At 65.0% G+C, this 16,293-nt stretch carries 12 protein-coding genes; 7 read left to right on the top strand and 5 right to left on the bottom strand.

What is annotated here, in order from left to right; all coding sequences use genetic code 11:
• Positions 1–28: 28 nt before the first annotated feature.
• Positions 29–1,261, bottom strand: a complete 1,233-nt coding sequence (locus ABE454_RS11855; protein ID WP_346531908.1) for a DUF2254 domain-containing protein — start codon at positions 1,259–1,261, stop codon at positions 29–31.
• 218 nt (positions 1,262–1,479) lie between these two features.
• Here ABE454_RS11855 and ABE454_RS11860 point away from each other — a divergent pair, with 218 nt between their 5' ends.
• The 7 genes from ABE454_RS11860 to ABE454_RS11890 all read left to right on the top strand — a co-directional run bounded on the left by ABE454_RS11860 (position 1,480) and on the right by ABE454_RS11890 (position 9,949).
• The gene (locus ABE454_RS11860; RefSeq protein WP_346531910.1) at positions 1,480–2,742 is read left to right on the top strand and encodes a type III PLP-dependent enzyme; all 1,263 of its coding nucleotides are present in this window, start codon (positions 1,480–1,482) and stop codon (positions 2,740–2,742) included.
• 126 nt (positions 2,743–2,868) lie between these two features.
• On the top strand, positions 2,869–3,921 hold the full coding sequence (locus ABE454_RS11865; protein ID WP_346531912.1) for a 1,9-bis(guanidino)-5-aza-nonane synthase: 1,053 nt from the start codon (positions 2,869–2,871) through the stop codon (positions 3,919–3,921).
• A gap of 154 nt (positions 3,922–4,075) precedes the next feature.
• Positions 4,076–4,396: a ribonuclease gene (locus tag ABE454_RS11870; protein WP_346531913.1), complete on the top strand. Its 321-nt coding sequence runs from the start codon at positions 4,076–4,078 to the stop codon at positions 4,394–4,396.
• 71 nt (positions 4,397–4,467) lie between these two features.
• A complete protein-coding gene (locus ABE454_RS11875; protein ID WP_346531914.1) occupies positions 4,468–4,983 on the top strand; it encodes a hypothetical protein in 516 nt (171 codons plus the stop codon).
• Positions 4,980–5,813 (top strand): phosphatase PAP2 family protein, encoded by an 834-nt coding sequence (locus ABE454_RS11880; protein ID WP_346531916.1) that lies wholly within the window; start codon positions 4,980–4,982, stop codon positions 5,811–5,813. Before ABE454_RS11875 ends, ABE454_RS11880 begins: the two co-directional genes overlap by 4 nt.
• Positions 5,813–6,784: a right-handed parallel beta-helix repeat-containing protein gene (locus ABE454_RS11885; protein ID WP_346531918.1), complete on the top strand. Its 972-nt coding sequence runs from the start codon at positions 5,813–5,815 to the stop codon at positions 6,782–6,784. The genes ABE454_RS11880 and ABE454_RS11885 overlap by 1 nt, the downstream gene beginning before the upstream one ends.
• Positions 6,785–7,018: 234 nt before the next feature.
• A complete protein-coding gene (locus ABE454_RS11890) occupies positions 7,019–9,949 on the top strand; it encodes a TonB-dependent receptor domain-containing protein (RefSeq protein WP_346531919.1) in 2,931 nt (976 codons plus the stop codon).
• Between the two features lie 88 nt (positions 9,950–10,037).
• Here ABE454_RS11890 and aguB read toward each other — a convergent pair whose 3' ends face one another.
• From aguB to ABE454_RS11910, 4 genes are all read right to left on the bottom strand, one after another.
• The gene (gene aguB / locus ABE454_RS11895) at positions 10,038–10,904 is read right to left on the bottom strand and encodes an N-carbamoylputrescine amidase (protein WP_346531921.1); all 867 of its coding nucleotides are present in this window, start codon (positions 10,902–10,904) and stop codon (positions 10,038–10,040) included.
• Complete coding sequence (locus ABE454_RS11900; RefSeq protein ID WP_346531923.1) at positions 10,904–11,905, bottom strand: agmatine deiminase family protein; 1,002 nt, start codon at positions 11,903–11,905, stop codon at positions 10,904–10,906. Before ABE454_RS11900 ends, aguB begins: the two co-directional genes overlap by 1 nt.
• A gap of 201 nt (positions 11,906–12,106) precedes the next feature.
• Positions 12,107–14,563, bottom strand: a complete 2,457-nt coding sequence (locus ABE454_RS11905) for a TonB-dependent receptor (protein WP_346531925.1) — start codon at positions 14,561–14,563, stop codon at positions 12,107–12,109.
• A 168-nt stretch (positions 14,564–14,731) separates the two neighbouring features.
• Positions 14,732–15,841: a capsular biosynthesis protein gene (locus ABE454_RS11910; RefSeq protein ID WP_346531926.1), complete on the bottom strand. Its 1,110-nt coding sequence runs from the start codon at positions 15,839–15,841 to the stop codon at positions 14,732–14,734.
• Positions 15,842–16,293: the final 452 nt, after the last annotated feature.

A 16,293-nucleotide genomic window follows, 5' to 3' on the forward strand; every position in this document is an offset into this window, starting at 1 on the left:
CGTCGATTTCGTCCAGTGCGGCGCGGTCTCACACCCCCGTGTCATCTTCGAAGGCGGCCCGATCGACGGGATCGTCCAGCTTTCTCAGCGCCGCCTCACGCGCCCATTGCGCCGCGTGCTGCGCCGCCCGGCCCAGATCGCCGTCGCGTTGCGACAGCACCGCCAGCGTCTTCTGCATCTTGATCGCTACCGAGACATCCGACGAGCCGTAGCGGATGATGGGGGCGTAAAGGTCCTCGACCATGTCGCGCGCCGACACCAACGGCACGAACAGGCGATTGCAGCTTCCGCTGTCGCCCTCGGCCCCCTGACAGGTCAGAGCCCAGTCATCCAGCAGGCGCGCGCCCGTGCTGATGACCTGAATGGCCGTGCCCGCGTCGTTGATGCCGGGCGACAGCGCCTTGGCCGCGATCTCACCCAGCACGATCAGCCCATAGCGAGGATCCTGATCGAAGGTGCGATCGGCATCCAGAATGAAGGCCTCGCGCCACGCCGCCAGCCCCTCTTCGTCAGGGCGCCCGCCCGACAGCCGGGCCAGAGGCTGGCCGCGCATCATGAAGGCGCCCGGGCGCACCAGCACTTCCACCTGACGGTCCTGCGCCTCGGCCAGCGACTGCAGCAGATGGACGTCGATGTTCTGGACATGGCCCGCCGCCGCGCTGCCGATCTCGACGCCGTCGGCGACGTGGCCCTCGGCGCCGCCCAGACGGGGCGAACGGGCATAGGCCTGCATGGCGGCGGCCGTGCGCGCCTCGACCTGGGCGATGGTGTGGCCCAGGCGCGCCAGACTGGTCAGGCGGCTGACCCAGGCCAGCAGGCGAAAGGCGACCAGCGCCACAACAGCCAAGCTTAATATAAAGAGGATCGCCCGGCCGCCCGGCCCGTAATATTCGGCGTTGATCGCCGTCACCCCGACCACAGAATAGAGGAAGGCGCCGACGAAGGTGGCCAGCGACTTCTGGGTGCTTTCATCGCCGGTCACCAGCGCCGCTGCGCGCGGCGTCGCCGAGGAAGACACGCTGGTGTAGGCCGTCACCATGGCGCCCAGCGAAAAGGTCGCCACCGCCAGCAGGCTGGACGCCAGAATGGTCAGCACCGCCTCGACCGACGATCCGCCCAGCCGGTCGGCCAGCGCCTCCGGGACATAGGGGGCGCCGACCGCCGCCAGCAGGGCCGCCAGCACGCCGAAAAGCGCATAGAGGCTGGCGCGCCACCACAGCTGGCGCGACGTCCTTTGGATCAGAAACAGCCAACGGTTCATGCAGAGCCTCCCACCGTCGCCCAACGCGCCGCCTGCGCGCGGGTTGCCGCCCCCTTCCTGCGGCGTCGCGTCGCCGCGCATCGAGGCCCTGCCGCAATTTTTCCACTTTACATGACAGGCCAATGACCCCATATCGCGCGTTCCGGCGGACCCCGTAGGTCCTACTTGCGCCGCTAACGCCGGGTCTGGGTTTAACAATCATCAGGGGGTTACGTGAGTTGCACACGTACCAGCTTCCCCTGGACCTGGTCCGTCAGCGGTCCCCGGAGCGTCCGGTCGCACTCGTGCGCCCTCGCTCCGTTGCCGTAGCGGCGCAGTGGTTCCAGGATAATCTAAAAGCCGACGTCTTCTATGCGGTGAAGGCGAACCCTTCGCGCTGGATCATCGAGATTCTGGTCGAGCAGGGCGTCAACGCCTTCGACGTCGCGTCCCTGGCCGAGATCGAACTGGTTCGGTCGGTCAGCCCTGACGCGCGTCTGGCCTTCATGCACCCGGTCAAGAGCCGCGGCGCCATCCGTGCGGCCTATGCCGACCACGGCGTGCGTACCTTCGTGCTCGACAGCCACGACGAACTGAACAAGATCCTTGAGGCCACCGGCCACGCCGAGGATCTGAACCTGATCGTGCGCATGGGCGTGTCGGCCGACGGCGCCGCCTATTCGCTGACGGGCAAGTTCGGCGTCACCCCGGATCAGGCCCCGGCCCTGCTGCTGGCCACGCGCCATGCGGTCAAGGACGGCCTGATGGGCGTGTCGTTCCACGTCGGTTCGCAGTGCATGCGCCCCTCGGCCTATGAGGCGGCGATGACGCAGGTCGGCCGCGCCATCAAGAAGGCGGGCGTCTTTGTCGACATCGTCGATGTCGGCGGCGGCTTCCCTTCGGTCTATCCGGGCATGGTCCCGCCGGACCTGAGCGAATACGCCGACGCCATCCATCGCGGCTTCAACGAGATGCCGGTGTCGGAAACCACCGAGCTGTGGTGCGAACCCGGCCGGGCGCTTGTGGCGGAATCGTCGTCGGTGCTGTGCCGCGTGGACCTGCGCAAGGGCGATGCTCTTTATCTGAACGACGGGTCGTACGGCTCGCTGTTCGACGCCACCCACTCGCGCTGGCCCTTCCCGACCAAGCTGGTCCGGGACGGTGAATCGTCGTCGGAGCTGAAGCCCTTCCGCTTCTATGGTCCGACCTGCGACAGCATCGACCATATGCCCGGTCCGTTCTGGCTGCCTGCCGACGTCAAGGAAGGCGATTTCATCGAGATCGGCATGCTGGGCGCCTATGGCGTGGCCATGACGACCGGCTTCAACGGCTATGGCGAGCATGAGATCGCCGTGGTCGAGGACGCCCCCATGGGTTCGATGTACGGCCTGGCGCCGCGCTCCATCCCGACCGTGCGCACCACGGCCGAGGAGAACGCCCGCAAGGTCGTCCGCCTGTCGCGCCCCAAGGGCAAGGCCGGTCAGCGCAAGCGCAAGCGCTGATCCAACGCATCACGCCTTGAACTGAAAAATGTCTCAAGGCTTTGATACAAGCAGCGGCCCGTCGCTCCGTCCGGGCCGCTGTTCCTTATTGACGACGGGCGCTCAAACCAAAGGGAAACCCGAGAGATGAACGCACCGGTTCGTTCCAACGCCAAGGCGGAGCTGTTGGCCACCACTGTCGAGCACATCGACATCACCAGCTTCGACGCGCGCCCGATCATCGATTCCATGCGCAAGATGTCCTTCAGCTCGCGCGACACCGCCCGCGCGGCCGACATCTTCAACATGGCCCTGGAAGACGAGGCCTGCTCCCCGTGGCTGATCCTGGCCGGTTCGACCTCGGCCGGCGGCTGCATGGACGTCTACCGCGACATGGTGAAGTTCGGCATGGTCGACGCCGTGGTCGCCACCGGCGCCTCCATCGTCGACATGGATTTCTTCGAGGCCCTTGGCTACAAACACTATCAGGCCGCCGGCGAGGTGGACGACAACATCCTGCGCTCGCACTACATCGACCGCATCTACGACACCTACATCGACGAAGAAGAACTGCAGGCCTGCGACAATGCGATCTATGAGATCGCCAGCCGCCTGGAGCCGCGCGGCTATTCCTCGCGCGAGTTCATCTGGGAAATGGGCAAGTGGCTGTCGGAAGGCAACGCCAAGAAGCCCGGCTCGCTGATCCAGACCGCCTATGAAGAAGGCGCGCCGATCTTCTGCCCGGCCTTCGTCGACTCCTCGGCCGGTTTCGGCCTGGTCAAGCACCAGAAGGAGCGCATGGCCGAGGGCAAGCCCTACATGATGATCGACGCGGTCGCGGACTTCCGTGAACTGACCGACATCAAGATCGCGGCGGGCGTCACGGGCCTGTTCATGGTCGGCGGCGGCGTGCCGAAGAACTTCGCCCAGGACACCGTCGTCTGCGCCGAAATCCTCGGCGTCGAGGCCGACATGCACCGCTATGCCGTGCAGATCACGGTCGCTGACGTGCGCGACGGCGCCTGCTCGTCCTCGACGCTGCAGGAAGCCGCCTCGTGGGGCAAGGTCCAGACCACCTACGAACAGATGGTCTATGCCGAAGCCACGACCGTCGTGCCGCTGATCGGTTCGGACGCCTATCACCGCGAAACCTGGAAGAAGCGCCAGCCGCGCCGCTGGAACAAGCTGTTCGTCAAATAAGACGACAGAGAGCGGTCGGGAGGGTTCGTCCCTCCCCCCATCCCGCGAACGGAAACGGGGCCGATGGAGCGATCCATCGGCCCTTTTCCATGAGCCGCATCCCGGAACCTACCGGCGGCCGGTCCGCTTCTTCTTCGTGACAGAGGAGATCGCCATGACCGACCCGACACCCGACAACACCGACGCCCGCGAAGCCTCCGACATGGGCGAGAAGCCTGATCGCGGCCATATCGAAGACGCGCTGAAAACCGCCCTTCAGGGCACGGATTCCGGCTCGGACACCCGCGCGGGTTCGCTGCGCGGCGGCTCGGCGTCGGGCTCGGAAATCGACCCGGATCAGGACGCCATCAACGCCGATCTGGCGCGACAGGGCCGCGAAATGGCCGAAGGCCAGACGCGCCCGGCAGGCGGCCCCGATCAGGCGCGCAAATCCACCGGCCAGCCCGGCGACGATGTCGACGCCCCAACCGGTTGAACCGCCTTGCTGCCGCCGCACGGATAGGCCACGGTGAAATTAACCGTGCAGGTATTAAGGACGTAGGCTGAATGAAGCGTATCGTGGCAACCGTAGTCTTGGCGTTCAGCGTCGGCCTGACGGCGTGCAATGAGCGCAGTCAGGCCGGGCCTGAAGCGGAATCGGCGCTCGCCGCCACGGCCGACGCATCCGGCGACGTCGGCGCGGGATCCTCCGGCGCCTCGAATCATGCTGCAGCCCCCACGGCGAGCGACGCTGCGCCTGTCGCCATCAAGGGTGCGCCCGGCTTCGCCGTCATCTATCCGGGCGGGCAAGCCGACGGACAGGCCCTGACCGCCGCCGGCCCGGACGGCCCCGGCGGCATCGTCACCTTCACGACCGACGCCACCCCCGATGCGGTGATCGACTTCTATCGCCAGCGCGCCGAGCGCGCCGGGCTGGACCCGATCATGGCGATGAATCAGGGCGAAGCCCGCGCCTACGGCGCCTCCGCCCGATCTGAAAAAGGCCCCGGCCTTCAGGTCGTGGCCGCCCCGGCTGAAGGCGGCGTGACCTCGGTGCAGTTGAGCTGGAACGGCGGCGCATGAGCGCACGTCCGGCGACGGCATCGCGCCTTCTGCTGCTGACGGCGACGGCCCTGCTGCTGACGGCCTGCGCCGGGACGCCCGCCGCCCTGCGGCCGCAGGCCGAGCGCCCCGTCGCTGCGCCGGGCGGCTATCTGGACGCGCCGGTTCTGGAACAGTTGGCCGCCGCCCTGCCGCCGCCGCCTGCGCCCGGCTCCGCCGCCGATCTCGAAGACAAGGCGCAGTCCGCGCGCATGACGGCGCTGGAAGACACCGACCGCTGGCTTCTGGCCACGGCCCATGCCGAACTGCGCGCGCCGCTGGCGCTTCAGCATTTCAACTGTCCGCTGGGCGTGCAGATAGATCCGCAGGCGACGCCTGAACTGACCCGGCTGATGCAGCGGCTATTCCACGACGCGGATACGGCCGCCGAGGCGGTCAAGGCCCGCGCCTTCCGCGCCCGCCCGGTCGGCGACGATCCCGCGCGTCAGGCCTGCCAGCGCGTCAGCGAGGCCGGGCGCCGCAGCGCCTCCTATCCATCCGGCAGTTCGACGGTCGCCGTCGTCTATGGCGAGGCCTTCGCCGCGATCGACCCGGAACACGCCGCCGAAATCCGTCGCATGGCCCATGAGATCGGCCAGAGCCGCGTGGTCTGCGCCATGCACTATCCTCGTGATGTCGCGGCGGGCGAGGATCTGGGCCGCGCCGTCTTCGCCGCCGCCGCCGCCGCCCGTCCGGAATTCGCCGCTGATGTGGCGGCCGCCCGCGCCGAGCTTGTCGCCCTGAGGACACGCGGCGCGACCGCGCCCGGCTGCGCCGCCGAGGCGCGGGCGCTGGCCACGCCCCTGCCCTGATGGCGGCGCTGCTGGCCGGACTGGTTCTGGTCGGCGGCCTGCAGACCTGGACCCTGCCCGCCGCCCGCCCGTGCGAGGCCGCCGAACTGGCGGAACTGACGGCGGATGCGCAGACGCCCTATCGCCTCACCTGCCGCGCGGTCCTGACGCCGGGGCAGGCCGTTGTGCGCCCGATCCTGATCGAGGGCGCCGAAGCGTCCGGCGCAGGACTGGACTGCGCAGGCGGCGCGGTCGGCCGCCCCGGCGCCCCGGTCAGCACCCGCTCGCCCAGCATCGCCGTCTGGTCGCGCCGCCTCGCTGCTGACCGCTGGAGCCGCCCGACCGATATCCGCATCGAACGCTGCCTGATCCACGGCTCCGTGCGCGTCTGGGGCATGGGCGCCAACGGCCGCTATGACGATCTGCGCGCCTCATCGCGCACGGCGGACCACACGGCAACGGCGCAGGCCGCCGCCCCCGCCCATGTCACGCTGGACACGGTGACCATACGCGGTTCCGGCTCCATCCCGCTTTATGTCGGCCCCGGCGTCACGAACTTGACCCTGACCCGTTCGACGCTGGAGGGGCGCAGCGTCTCCACCGCCCTCTATCTGGACTCCGAAAGCGCGGACAACCGTATCGAAGACAATCTGTTCCGCACCCGGACGCGGCGGGAGATGATCGCCATCGACGGATCGGCCCGGAACCATGTGACCGGCAACCGTTTCGAACTGGGCGGCCGCCCGGGCGTCTTCCTCTATCGCAACTGCGGCGAGCGCGGCGTCATCCGGCACCAGACGCCCTCCTTCAACATCATCACCGACAATGTCTTCACGGGCGCCAATCCGCTGCGCCCGCGGCTTGTCGTCGAAAACGCACGGCAGGGGCGCCGCCCCTATTGCCACGAAGACCGCGGCTATCCGTGGGGAAGCAGCATTGACGATAAAGATGGAGGTTCGTCGAACGTAGTTCGTATAAATTCCAGAAAATGAGCGAATTTTTTGCCATTCTTTCCGGATATTCTTCTGGTAGGGGTAATTTTTTCCGAATTGTGCTATTTTTGACGCAATTCTGACTTGCTTGCACACGCGCTCGCCTTAAACGTCCGGACGGCAGGCCAAATGGCCCTGTTTTTTCGTGGCGAGCCGCGTTTGCGACCCTCTTGTACGGGCCGGAACGCGCGCTTGTTTTGTTCCAGGAGAGGGTCTCTTTTGACAAAGAGAATTGTGCGCGAGTCCTTGCTCGCATCGACCATCATCGGGGGCGCCGCCCTCAGCTTCATGGCCGCAACCCCGGCCTTCGCCCAATCGGCCGGCGAAGAAGTTGCCGAAGTCAGCGCCATCGTCGTCACCGGCTCGCGCATCCGTCAGCCGGGTTATGAGGCTTCCAGCCCCATCACCTCGATGAGCTCTGAATCGATCGCGATGTCGCAGCCGGTGGCTGTGGAAGAGCTGGTCAAAGACCTGCCGGCCGCCGTGCCGGCCGTCGGTTCGGCCACCAACAACGGCTCGGGCGGCGGCGCGACCATCAACCTGCGCGGTCTGGGCACCAACCGCACGCTGGTCCTGATCAACGGCCGCCGCGTGGTGCCGTTCAACCTGGAAGGCGTCGTCGACACCAACACCATCCCGCTGGCCCTGGTCGAGCGCGTCGACACCGTCACGGGCGGCGCCTCGGCTGTGTACGGCGCTGACGCCGTCGCCGGCGTGGTCAACTTCGTCCTGAAGAACAACTTCGAAGGCGTTGAGCTCAACACATCCTACGGCTTCTCGGGCGAAGACGACGCTGTCCGTCGCAAGTTCGACCTGACCGTCGGCGGCAACTTCGCCGACGACCGCGGCAACGCCGTCGTCAGCTTCGGCTACACCAAGACCGACCCGCTGTACCAAGTCCGCCGTCCGTGGGGCGAAGTCGCGCTCTCGTCGACGAACGGCAAGCCGCTCGGTTCGGGCACCTCGGTTCCCGGCCGTTTCGACCTGACCCCGGTCAAGGGCGGCGTCGCCCTGCCGTCGGGCGCCGAACTGGACCCTACCACGGGCGCCCTGATTGGTTCGGATCATCCGAACTACAACTCGGCCGGCTATAACTACAACCCGTACAACCTGTATCAGACGCCGCTGAGCCGCTACCAGATCAACGGCCTGGGCAGCTTCAAGATCAACTCTGCGGCTGAAGTCTACAGCCACCTGACCTTCGTCCAGAGCGACGTCTCGCTGGACAACGCTTCGAGCGGCACCTTCGGCAACACCTATAAGGTGCCGATCGGCAACCCGTTCATCCCGGACGCCATGCGCCAGCAATTCTGCGGCGCCCTGATGATCGACCCGACCAAGTGCGTCGCCGGCGCAGCGGGCGACACCATGATGGACCTGACCATCAACCGTCGCTTCACCGAAATGGGCACCCGTCCTGTCGACATCGAAAACAGGACCATCCAGTTGCTGGCCGGCGTGCGCGGCGACATCAACGCAGACTGGAACTACGACGCCTACGTTTCGCACGGCGAAACCCAGCAACTGCTGACGCGCCGTAACTGGGGCTCGCTGTCAAAGCTGCGTAACGCTCTGAACACTGTCTCGGCGACCGACTGCATGGTGCCTGGCGCGACCACCGCTATCGCGGGTTGCGTGCCGATCAACGTCTTCGGCCCCGAAGGCACGATCACCAAGGAAATGATCGACTACATCAACCTGTCGTCGATGAGCAAAACCACGATCAAGCAAGACGTGGCCTCGGGCTCGATCTCGGGCGTCCTGCCTGACCAACTGAGCAGCCCGTGGAGCGAGCGCCCGATCGCTGTCGCCTTCGGCGCCGAATGGCGTCGTTCCAGCGCAGGCACCCGTGGTGACGCGGCGTCGCAAGCTAACGGCGAAATCCTGGGCACCGGCGCGCCGGTGCCGGATCGCAACGGCCAGTTCGAAATGCGTGAAGCCTTCGCCGAATTCGCGGTGCCGCTGATCGAGAACCTGCCGTTCATCCACAGCATGAACCTGGAAGCTGGCTACCGCCAGACCGAGTTCAAGGCCGCCGGGCACAAGTCGCAATACGGCAGCTACAAGCTGGGCGGTGACTGGTCGCCGATCGAGGACGTTCGCGTCCGCGTCATGTACCAACGCGCCACCCGCGCACCTAACATCGGCGAACTGTTCAATCCGCAAGTCACGGGCCTGGGCAACCGCGCCATCGATCCGTGCCAACTGGACCTGATCAATACGGCTGACGCCAACACGGCTGGCACGCTCAGCAACCTGTGCCGCCTGACCGGCGTGCCGGAAGGCGCCATCGGCTATGTGGCCAAGCCCAACTCGGGTCAGGTCAACCAGCAAACGGGCGGCAACCCGAACCTGGGTCCGGAAGAAGCCGACACCTGGACCATCGGCGCTGTCTGGCAACCGGCCTTCGTGCCGAGCCTGCGTCTGAGCCTCGACTACTATGACATCAAGATCGACAAGACGATCAACAGCCCCAGCCTGGATGATGTCATCAACGGTTGCTACGACAAGGCTCTGAACCCGACCCTGGCGTTTAACGACAGCTGTAAGGCCATCCAGCGCAGCACCGCCAACGGCTCGCTGAACGGCGTCGACGCCAAGGGCGTGATCCGTCCGTTGACCAACGCCGGCAACGAACGCGTCTCGGGCTTCGACCTTGCCGCCAACTACCGCGTTGAACTGGCCGACTTCGGCTGGGACATCGGTCGTGTCGACCTGAGCGTCAACGGCAACATCGTCACCAAGCACGAGACCCAGTCCAACCCGGCCTCCATGCTGCGTGACTGCGTCGGCTACTACTCGGTGTCGTGCGGCGAGCCCAAGGTCAAGCAACGCTGGAACAGCCGCGCGACCTGGACGATGGGCGACTACTCGGCCTCGCTGATGTGGCGCCACCTGTCTGGCGTCGAAGTCGAGCCGGGCAACACCAAGTGGTTCCCGGACTACGCCCAGATCGACAGCTACGACTACTTCGACCTGAGCGGCCGCTGGGACATCACCCAAACGGTCCGTCTGACGGCGACGATCAACAACCTGTTCGACAAGTCGCCGCCGATCGTCGGTTCGCAAATCGGCACCACGGCTGCGAACAACGGGAATACCTTCCCGCAGACCTACGACGCGATCGGCCGCTACTTCACCTTCGGCGCCACGCTGAAGTTCTGATAGCGTTCAACGCATAAAATGAGAGAGGCGGAAGACCCCGGTCTTCCGCCTCTTTTTTGTCTGGCGATGCGCTTGCTTTAAAGGCCGATCAGGCTGGGCGGCCTGTCGCCAGCGCCCCATACAGGTCGGTCCGGCGGTCGCGGAAGAAGCCCCAGGCCGCGCGATGGCGGTCCAGGAAGTCCAGGTCGAAGGTGTGAACCAGCACGCCTTCTTCACGGTCGAGACTTTCAACCAGATCGCCGCGATGGTCGGCAATGAAGGAGTGGCCGTAGTAGGTCTGCCCCGCCTGGGTCACCTGCTCATGGCCGATCCGGTTGGCGCCGACGACCGGAACGACGTTGGACACGGCATGGCCCTGCATGGCGCGACGCCACGGCGCGGCGGTGTCCAGAGTATCATCATGCGGCTCCGTGCCGATGGCCGTCGGGTACAGCAGCACCTCGGCGCCCTGCAGCATCATCGCCCGCGCCGTTTCCGGATACCACTGGTCCCAACAGATGCCGACGCCGATGCGGCCGAAGCGCGTGTTCCAGACCTTGAAGCCGGTGTCGCCGGGGCGGAAGTAGTACTTCTCCTGATAGCCGGGGCCGTCGGGGATATGGCTCTTGCGATAGACGCCCATCAGCTCGCCGTCAGCGTCGATCATCACCAGGCTGTTGAAGTAGTGCGGCCCCTCGCGTTCGAAGATCGAGACGGGCAAGACCACGCCCAGTTCCTTGGCTACCGACTGAAGCTGGGTGACGGCCGGATGCTCCCGCCACGGATAGGCGGCGCCGAACCACTTCTCTTCCTGTGAAACGCAGAAATACGGCCCCTGGAACAGCTCCGGCGCCAGGATGACCTGGGCGCCCTTGGCCGCCGCCTCGCGGATGAAGCCGATGGTCTTGTCGATGTTCGCCTGCATGTCCTCGCTGTACGAGGTCTGGATGGCGGCGACGCTGATCTGACGGGTCATCAAGCGGGCTCCTGCTGGCTGATGCAGTGGAACGAACCGCCGCCCGACAGGATGGCGGTCGACGGCAGGGGGATGATCTCGCGATCGGTGAAGACGGTCGCCAGCGCCTCGCAGGCCATGCGGGCGGCCATGTCGTTCCCATAGGTCGGCACCACCACGGCGCCATCCGCGATCAGGAAGTTCATGTGGCTGGCCGGGACCGGGCGCTCGTCCTCGTCCAGGATCATGCCGGGCGAAGGAATCCGCAGCACCCTGATCGCGCGGCCGGCGGCGTCTGTCATCGCGGCCAGCGCCAGCGCCGTCTCGTCATAGACTTCCGCGTTGGGATCCTTGTGCCCGAAGCCGATCGGGCAGGCGACCACGCCCGGCGCGACGAAGCGGGCCAGATTGTCGACGTGGCCGTCGGTGTGGTCGTTCAGCAGGCCGTCGCCCAGCCACAGCACCTTCCTGGCGCCCAGAGCCTGAGCAAAGGCGGCCTCCGCCGCCTCCTGCGTCCAGCCGGTGTTGCGGTTGCGGTTCAGCACGCACTGGCGCGTGGTCAGCACAGTGCCCTCGCCGTCGTGATCGACAGCGCCGCCTTCCAGAATGAAGTCATGGCGGGTCAGGGCGACGCCCGACTGCTCGCCGATCTGATCGGCGACCTCGTCATCGTGCGGCAGGTCGTATTTGCCGCCCCAGCCATTGAAGACGAAGGCCTGAGCCGAGGCCGAACCGGCGCCGAAGATCGGCCCGGTGTCACGCAGCCAGATGTCGCCGAACCGTCCGGCCACCACGGTGACGCCCGCCACATCGGCGAAACGCGCCTGAGCGTCGGCCAGAGCCTCATCATTGCCGACCATCAGCTTGACCTGTTCACCTCCCGGCCCGGTCAGGGCGCGGACCAGCGCCTCGACCTCGGCCTGGGCCGGTTCGAGGTTCTCCTCCCACAGATCGGCGTGGCTGGGCCAACCGACCCACATCGCACGGTGCGGCGTCCATTCAGCAGGAACAGGCAGGGTCATGGGCGAAGTCATGGGGCGAAAACGTCCACATAAAAGGGATGAAGCACGAAGGGGGCGAGATAGGCCCTGACGGCCCCGGGTTCAATGGCGGCTGCGCCACAGTCGCCAACGCGACAAGGCCACCGAGCGAGCAAGAAGAAAGGGCGGCCCGTCGCCGGACCGCCCTTCACTGTCTCAATACCAGAGATCCTCGCTACGTCCTTAGAAGGCGTAGGTCACGGTCGCCTGGATGGTGCGCGGGGCGCCCTGCGAGGCATACAGCGACTTGGTCGAGTTGATGCCGGTGCCCAGCGAGCCATAGTACTTCTCGTCGAACAGGTTGATCACCCGCAGGGCGATGCTCGAGTTCTTGTAGCCGAAGTAGCCTAGGTCAAAGCGCGCATCGGCATTGACGGTGATGTAGCTCGGCACGGCCAGGTCGTTCTCGTCGGTCAGCCAGCGCTCGCCGACATACTTGGCCTGAGCGCCGACCTGCAGCGGGCCGGTCTCATAGTTGGCGCGCAGACCGAAGGTCCAGTCCGGCACTTCCACCAGCGTCTTGCCGCCGACCTGGATCAGCGTCGAGCCGTCATAGTAGTCCTGCTTGATCTCGCTGTCGGTGTACGAAGCCGACGCATAGATCGACAGACCTTCCATCGGCGAGAAGCCGATCTGCGAGTCGAAGCCGTACAGGTCCACATCGCCGACGTTACGGTCGAAGTAGGCGTCCAGCTCTCGGTCGTAGGTCGAGAGGATGCGATCCTGGAACTTGGTGTACCAGACGTTGGCCGAGGCGATCAGCACGCCCGTCTGATAGCGGTAACCGAAGTCCCAGGTCTTCGACATTTCAGGACGCGCGATCGGCGAGGTGATGTCGCCCGCGTCGTCGAAATAGACCGTGTACAGGTTGTCCGTGCGCGGCAGGGTCAGAGATTCGGCGTACGAACCATAGATACTGTGCGGGCCGGAAATGTTCCAGGTGACGTTAACGTTCGGAAGAATATCGTCAAACTTCACCTCACGGCTATAGGGGTTGATGTAATCCCTACCCGCGATGGCTACCGTGCCGTTTGCATTGGTTCCCGTCGGCGTTTCCGTGGTGCAGCGAACATTGCTGTTCTTGTATTGCGAGTAGCAATACTGATTCATCTCACGCTTGAAGAATGGCGCACGCACGCCGATGTTGACACGCACGGCATCATCAAAGAAGCGACCACGATATTCCAGAGCGAACTGGTTCAGGATCGCATACGACAGGCGGTCGCGCGTACGCAGGGCGTAACCATCCAGGTTGTAGATGCGGTTATCTTCGTCACGCAGGCCCGCGAACGGATCCAAGAAACGCGGCTCAGACGGGTTCGAGAAGTCGATCTTGCCATAGAGGCCCGTCTGACGGTGACGGGCGTGGTCCAGCGTATAGGCCGCGCGCAGCGAGTGGTTGTCAGCCAGATTCCAGATCAGCGAGGTGTTGATGCCATAACGCTGAGTATGGGTGTTGTTGGTGGCGTGCAGACGAACACGGTCCAGCGTATCCCCATCGCCGTTCAGGTCGACGCCGCCGGTCTTCTTCGTTCCCAGCAACAGGGCATCGTTCTCGTTCAGCGTCGTCTGGCCCGAACCGCCCGTGGCCAAGGTGTACTGGAACGACGGATCGAAGGTGAAGATCAGGCCTTCGCGCAGGGTGAAGCGCGACTGGGCGCGCAGGTTGCCCGTGTCCGACGGGTTCTGGCGCAGAGCCCAGTAGTTGCTGGAGTTTGTGTCGTCATCGCGCTGGCCGTTGACGAAGGTCGGCGCCTTGTAGGTCGGGTCGTAGTCGACGTTCCAGCCGAACGGCGAGGTGTCCGCCGTCGTGCCCAGCGAACCATCCGGGTTCTTGAACAGGTTCGGGCCGTTGTAGTTGTTGTTGCGGTTGCGGTTCCAGTGACCAGCCAGCGAGACGAAGTCGCCGTTGTCGCGGATCGGCTGATAGACCTTGAAGTTGTACTGAATCTTGCCCAGGTCGCCCTGGCCCTTGAACTTGTCGTACGACTGATCCGAGTAGGAGAACCAGGCCGACGTGCCCCAGGGGCCGACTTCACCGGTGTTCACCAGCGCCATGACGCGCTTGAAGCTGAAATCGCCGAGCGAGCCCTTGACCCAGCCGCCGAACTCCGACGTCGGGTTGATCGAGTTGACGTTGATGGTGCCGCCCGTGGCGGAAGCCGTCGGGGAGTCGGCGTCGGTGGTGCCGGTGTTGACCGAAGCCGAACCGATCAGTTCCGAGTCCAGTTGCTGGTTGGTGTACAGCGAGTAGTTGCCCGAGTCGTTCATCGGCATGCCGTCGAACGTCTGCGAGATACGAGCGCCGTCAAAGCCGTGCAGACGGATGTTGCCGCCCGACGAACCATAGGGGTCGTTGTTGGTGAAGTTCATGCCCGGAACGAGGTTCAGGATCTCGTTGATCGTCTGACCCGACGCCTGAGTGTCGATAAACTCCTGGGTGATGGTCGAGCGCGACTTGCCGACGGTTTCGGCCACCATGGCGCCGTCAATCGTACGCGGACCGCGACGGCCCGTAACAACAACCTGATCGACTTCGACGGCGGCAGTGCCGGTCGACTGGGCCGAGGCGGTTTCGGCGACGAAGAGGCTGCTCATCAGGGCGGTGGTCGCCCAGAAAAGCTGTTTGCGAAGGGTCATCTGTCAGTATCCCGGTGATATGGCGAAACGCCGTGCAAACGGGTCTGAAGAACGCCCGCTCGGTCCGTCGGGGATTTAAGGCCGCTCTGGGAAGTTGGGGCGACATTCAGATGACAGAACGATGACGGCCTCACGGGGTGGCATGGGCGCCACACCGGAAAACACCTATCATCGAACAGGAATGGACGGCGGGTTCAACCGTGTCGCAAAGGCGTCCGCCACACGGTTGGCGGTGGCGTTCATGGCGCGAGGTTCGTGATAATTGCCGTTGATCTGGGTGCGGTTGATCACATAGGCGCGGAAGGCCGTGAACAGCTTGGGATCAGCGGGCCTGGGCGTCTTCCAAAAGGCGTCCAACGGCTTCTGGTCGGTCAGGCCTTCGAAGTCAAAGAAGGCGTCGCCCAGGACCTTGACCGGCGTGCCGAAGCCCAGCGCCGACAATGCCGCGCTGGAATTATTGACCACCATGCCTTCGGAAGCCCGACAAAGTTGGGCCAGGTTTCCGCCGTCGATGAAGTCGACGCGGCCTTTGAGGCCACGTTCTTCGGCCATGCGCCGCGTCTCGCGCGCGAGGTTGATCAGGCCGGGATCCAGCGGATGGTTTTTAATGACGAGACGACTGGCGGCGGGAGCGCCGACCGCAAAGCTGTCCAGGACACGCGCCAGGAAGGACAGGTTATCGTGGATGCTGGAATAACGCAGCAACTGCGCATCGCCGTCGCGCTGCAGGCAGGCGATGAAGAAAGGCCCCTTGGCGCGCAGACGGTCCGCGTCGCAGGCCCCCCTCGCCCGCATGCCCAGTTCCAGATAACGCCGCACATGCCCCAGGCATTGCCGCCAGGGCGACGCCGAATAGGGATGGCGATAATGGGGGAACATCAGTCGGCCCAGCGGTTGGAGCGCATGATACAGGCTGATGTTGATGACGTGGTGCGGCAGGATTTTGCCGACCGGTCGTGAGATCGGCAGTTCCGGCGGCGGCGGCGGATACCCCGCGCCTGATCGAGGCAGGGCGCTGGAGCCGTTCACCCCGTCGCGCTCAAGCGTGATCCAATCTGGACGGAAATAGCCGTTCTCGAGAACCCAGACGCGAGCCTTCAGCCGCTTCGCCTGTGAAAGAACGCCCTGATTATAGGGGCCGCCCTCGCCGAAAACGATGATGTCAGTGAATTCTTCAGCCAAAGCAGCGAGCCGCTGCGGCCAGTCGCTGGCGCGTTCGCGATATGCGATGCCGCCGACCCGACCCCAGTTCGAAATATCGCCCGCATTGAACAGCATACGCCGAGCCTCGCCCCCACGCGCCTCGATCGCCCGAGCCAGCACACGGCCGAAGCGCCCAAAAGGAGCGGACACGATAAGGAAACGGCGGCCAGACAAATCGACAGCGATCTGTACCGTGGCGTCTAACTGATCTGGGTCAAAGGGCGCTAGCAAACGCTGATATCTCTCGAGGCAGCCCTTCATACAAGAAGGCGCAGATTCGTTAAAAGCTCAGATAAAAGCGAATTCGACCGTCAACTTAGAAAGTGACGCCGCCGAAGTAAAAATAAAAGCCGCCGAACCCAGACTAGAGCTCGGCGGCCTCATTCTCAACACTCACAGGCTTTGGAGGCCGGTTTCCCGGCCCCCTCAGTCTTAGAAGTTGATGTCGACCGTCGCGCGACGGTTCAGCGGCTCACGCACGCCGTCGGCGGTCGGCTTGGCCAGGTCGGTCTTGCCCTTGCCGTCCA

This window comes from Brevundimonas diminuta, assembly GCF_039673845.1.
Taxonomy (GTDB): domain Bacteria; phylum Pseudomonadota; class Alphaproteobacteria; order Caulobacterales; family Caulobacteraceae; genus Brevundimonas; species Brevundimonas diminuta_E.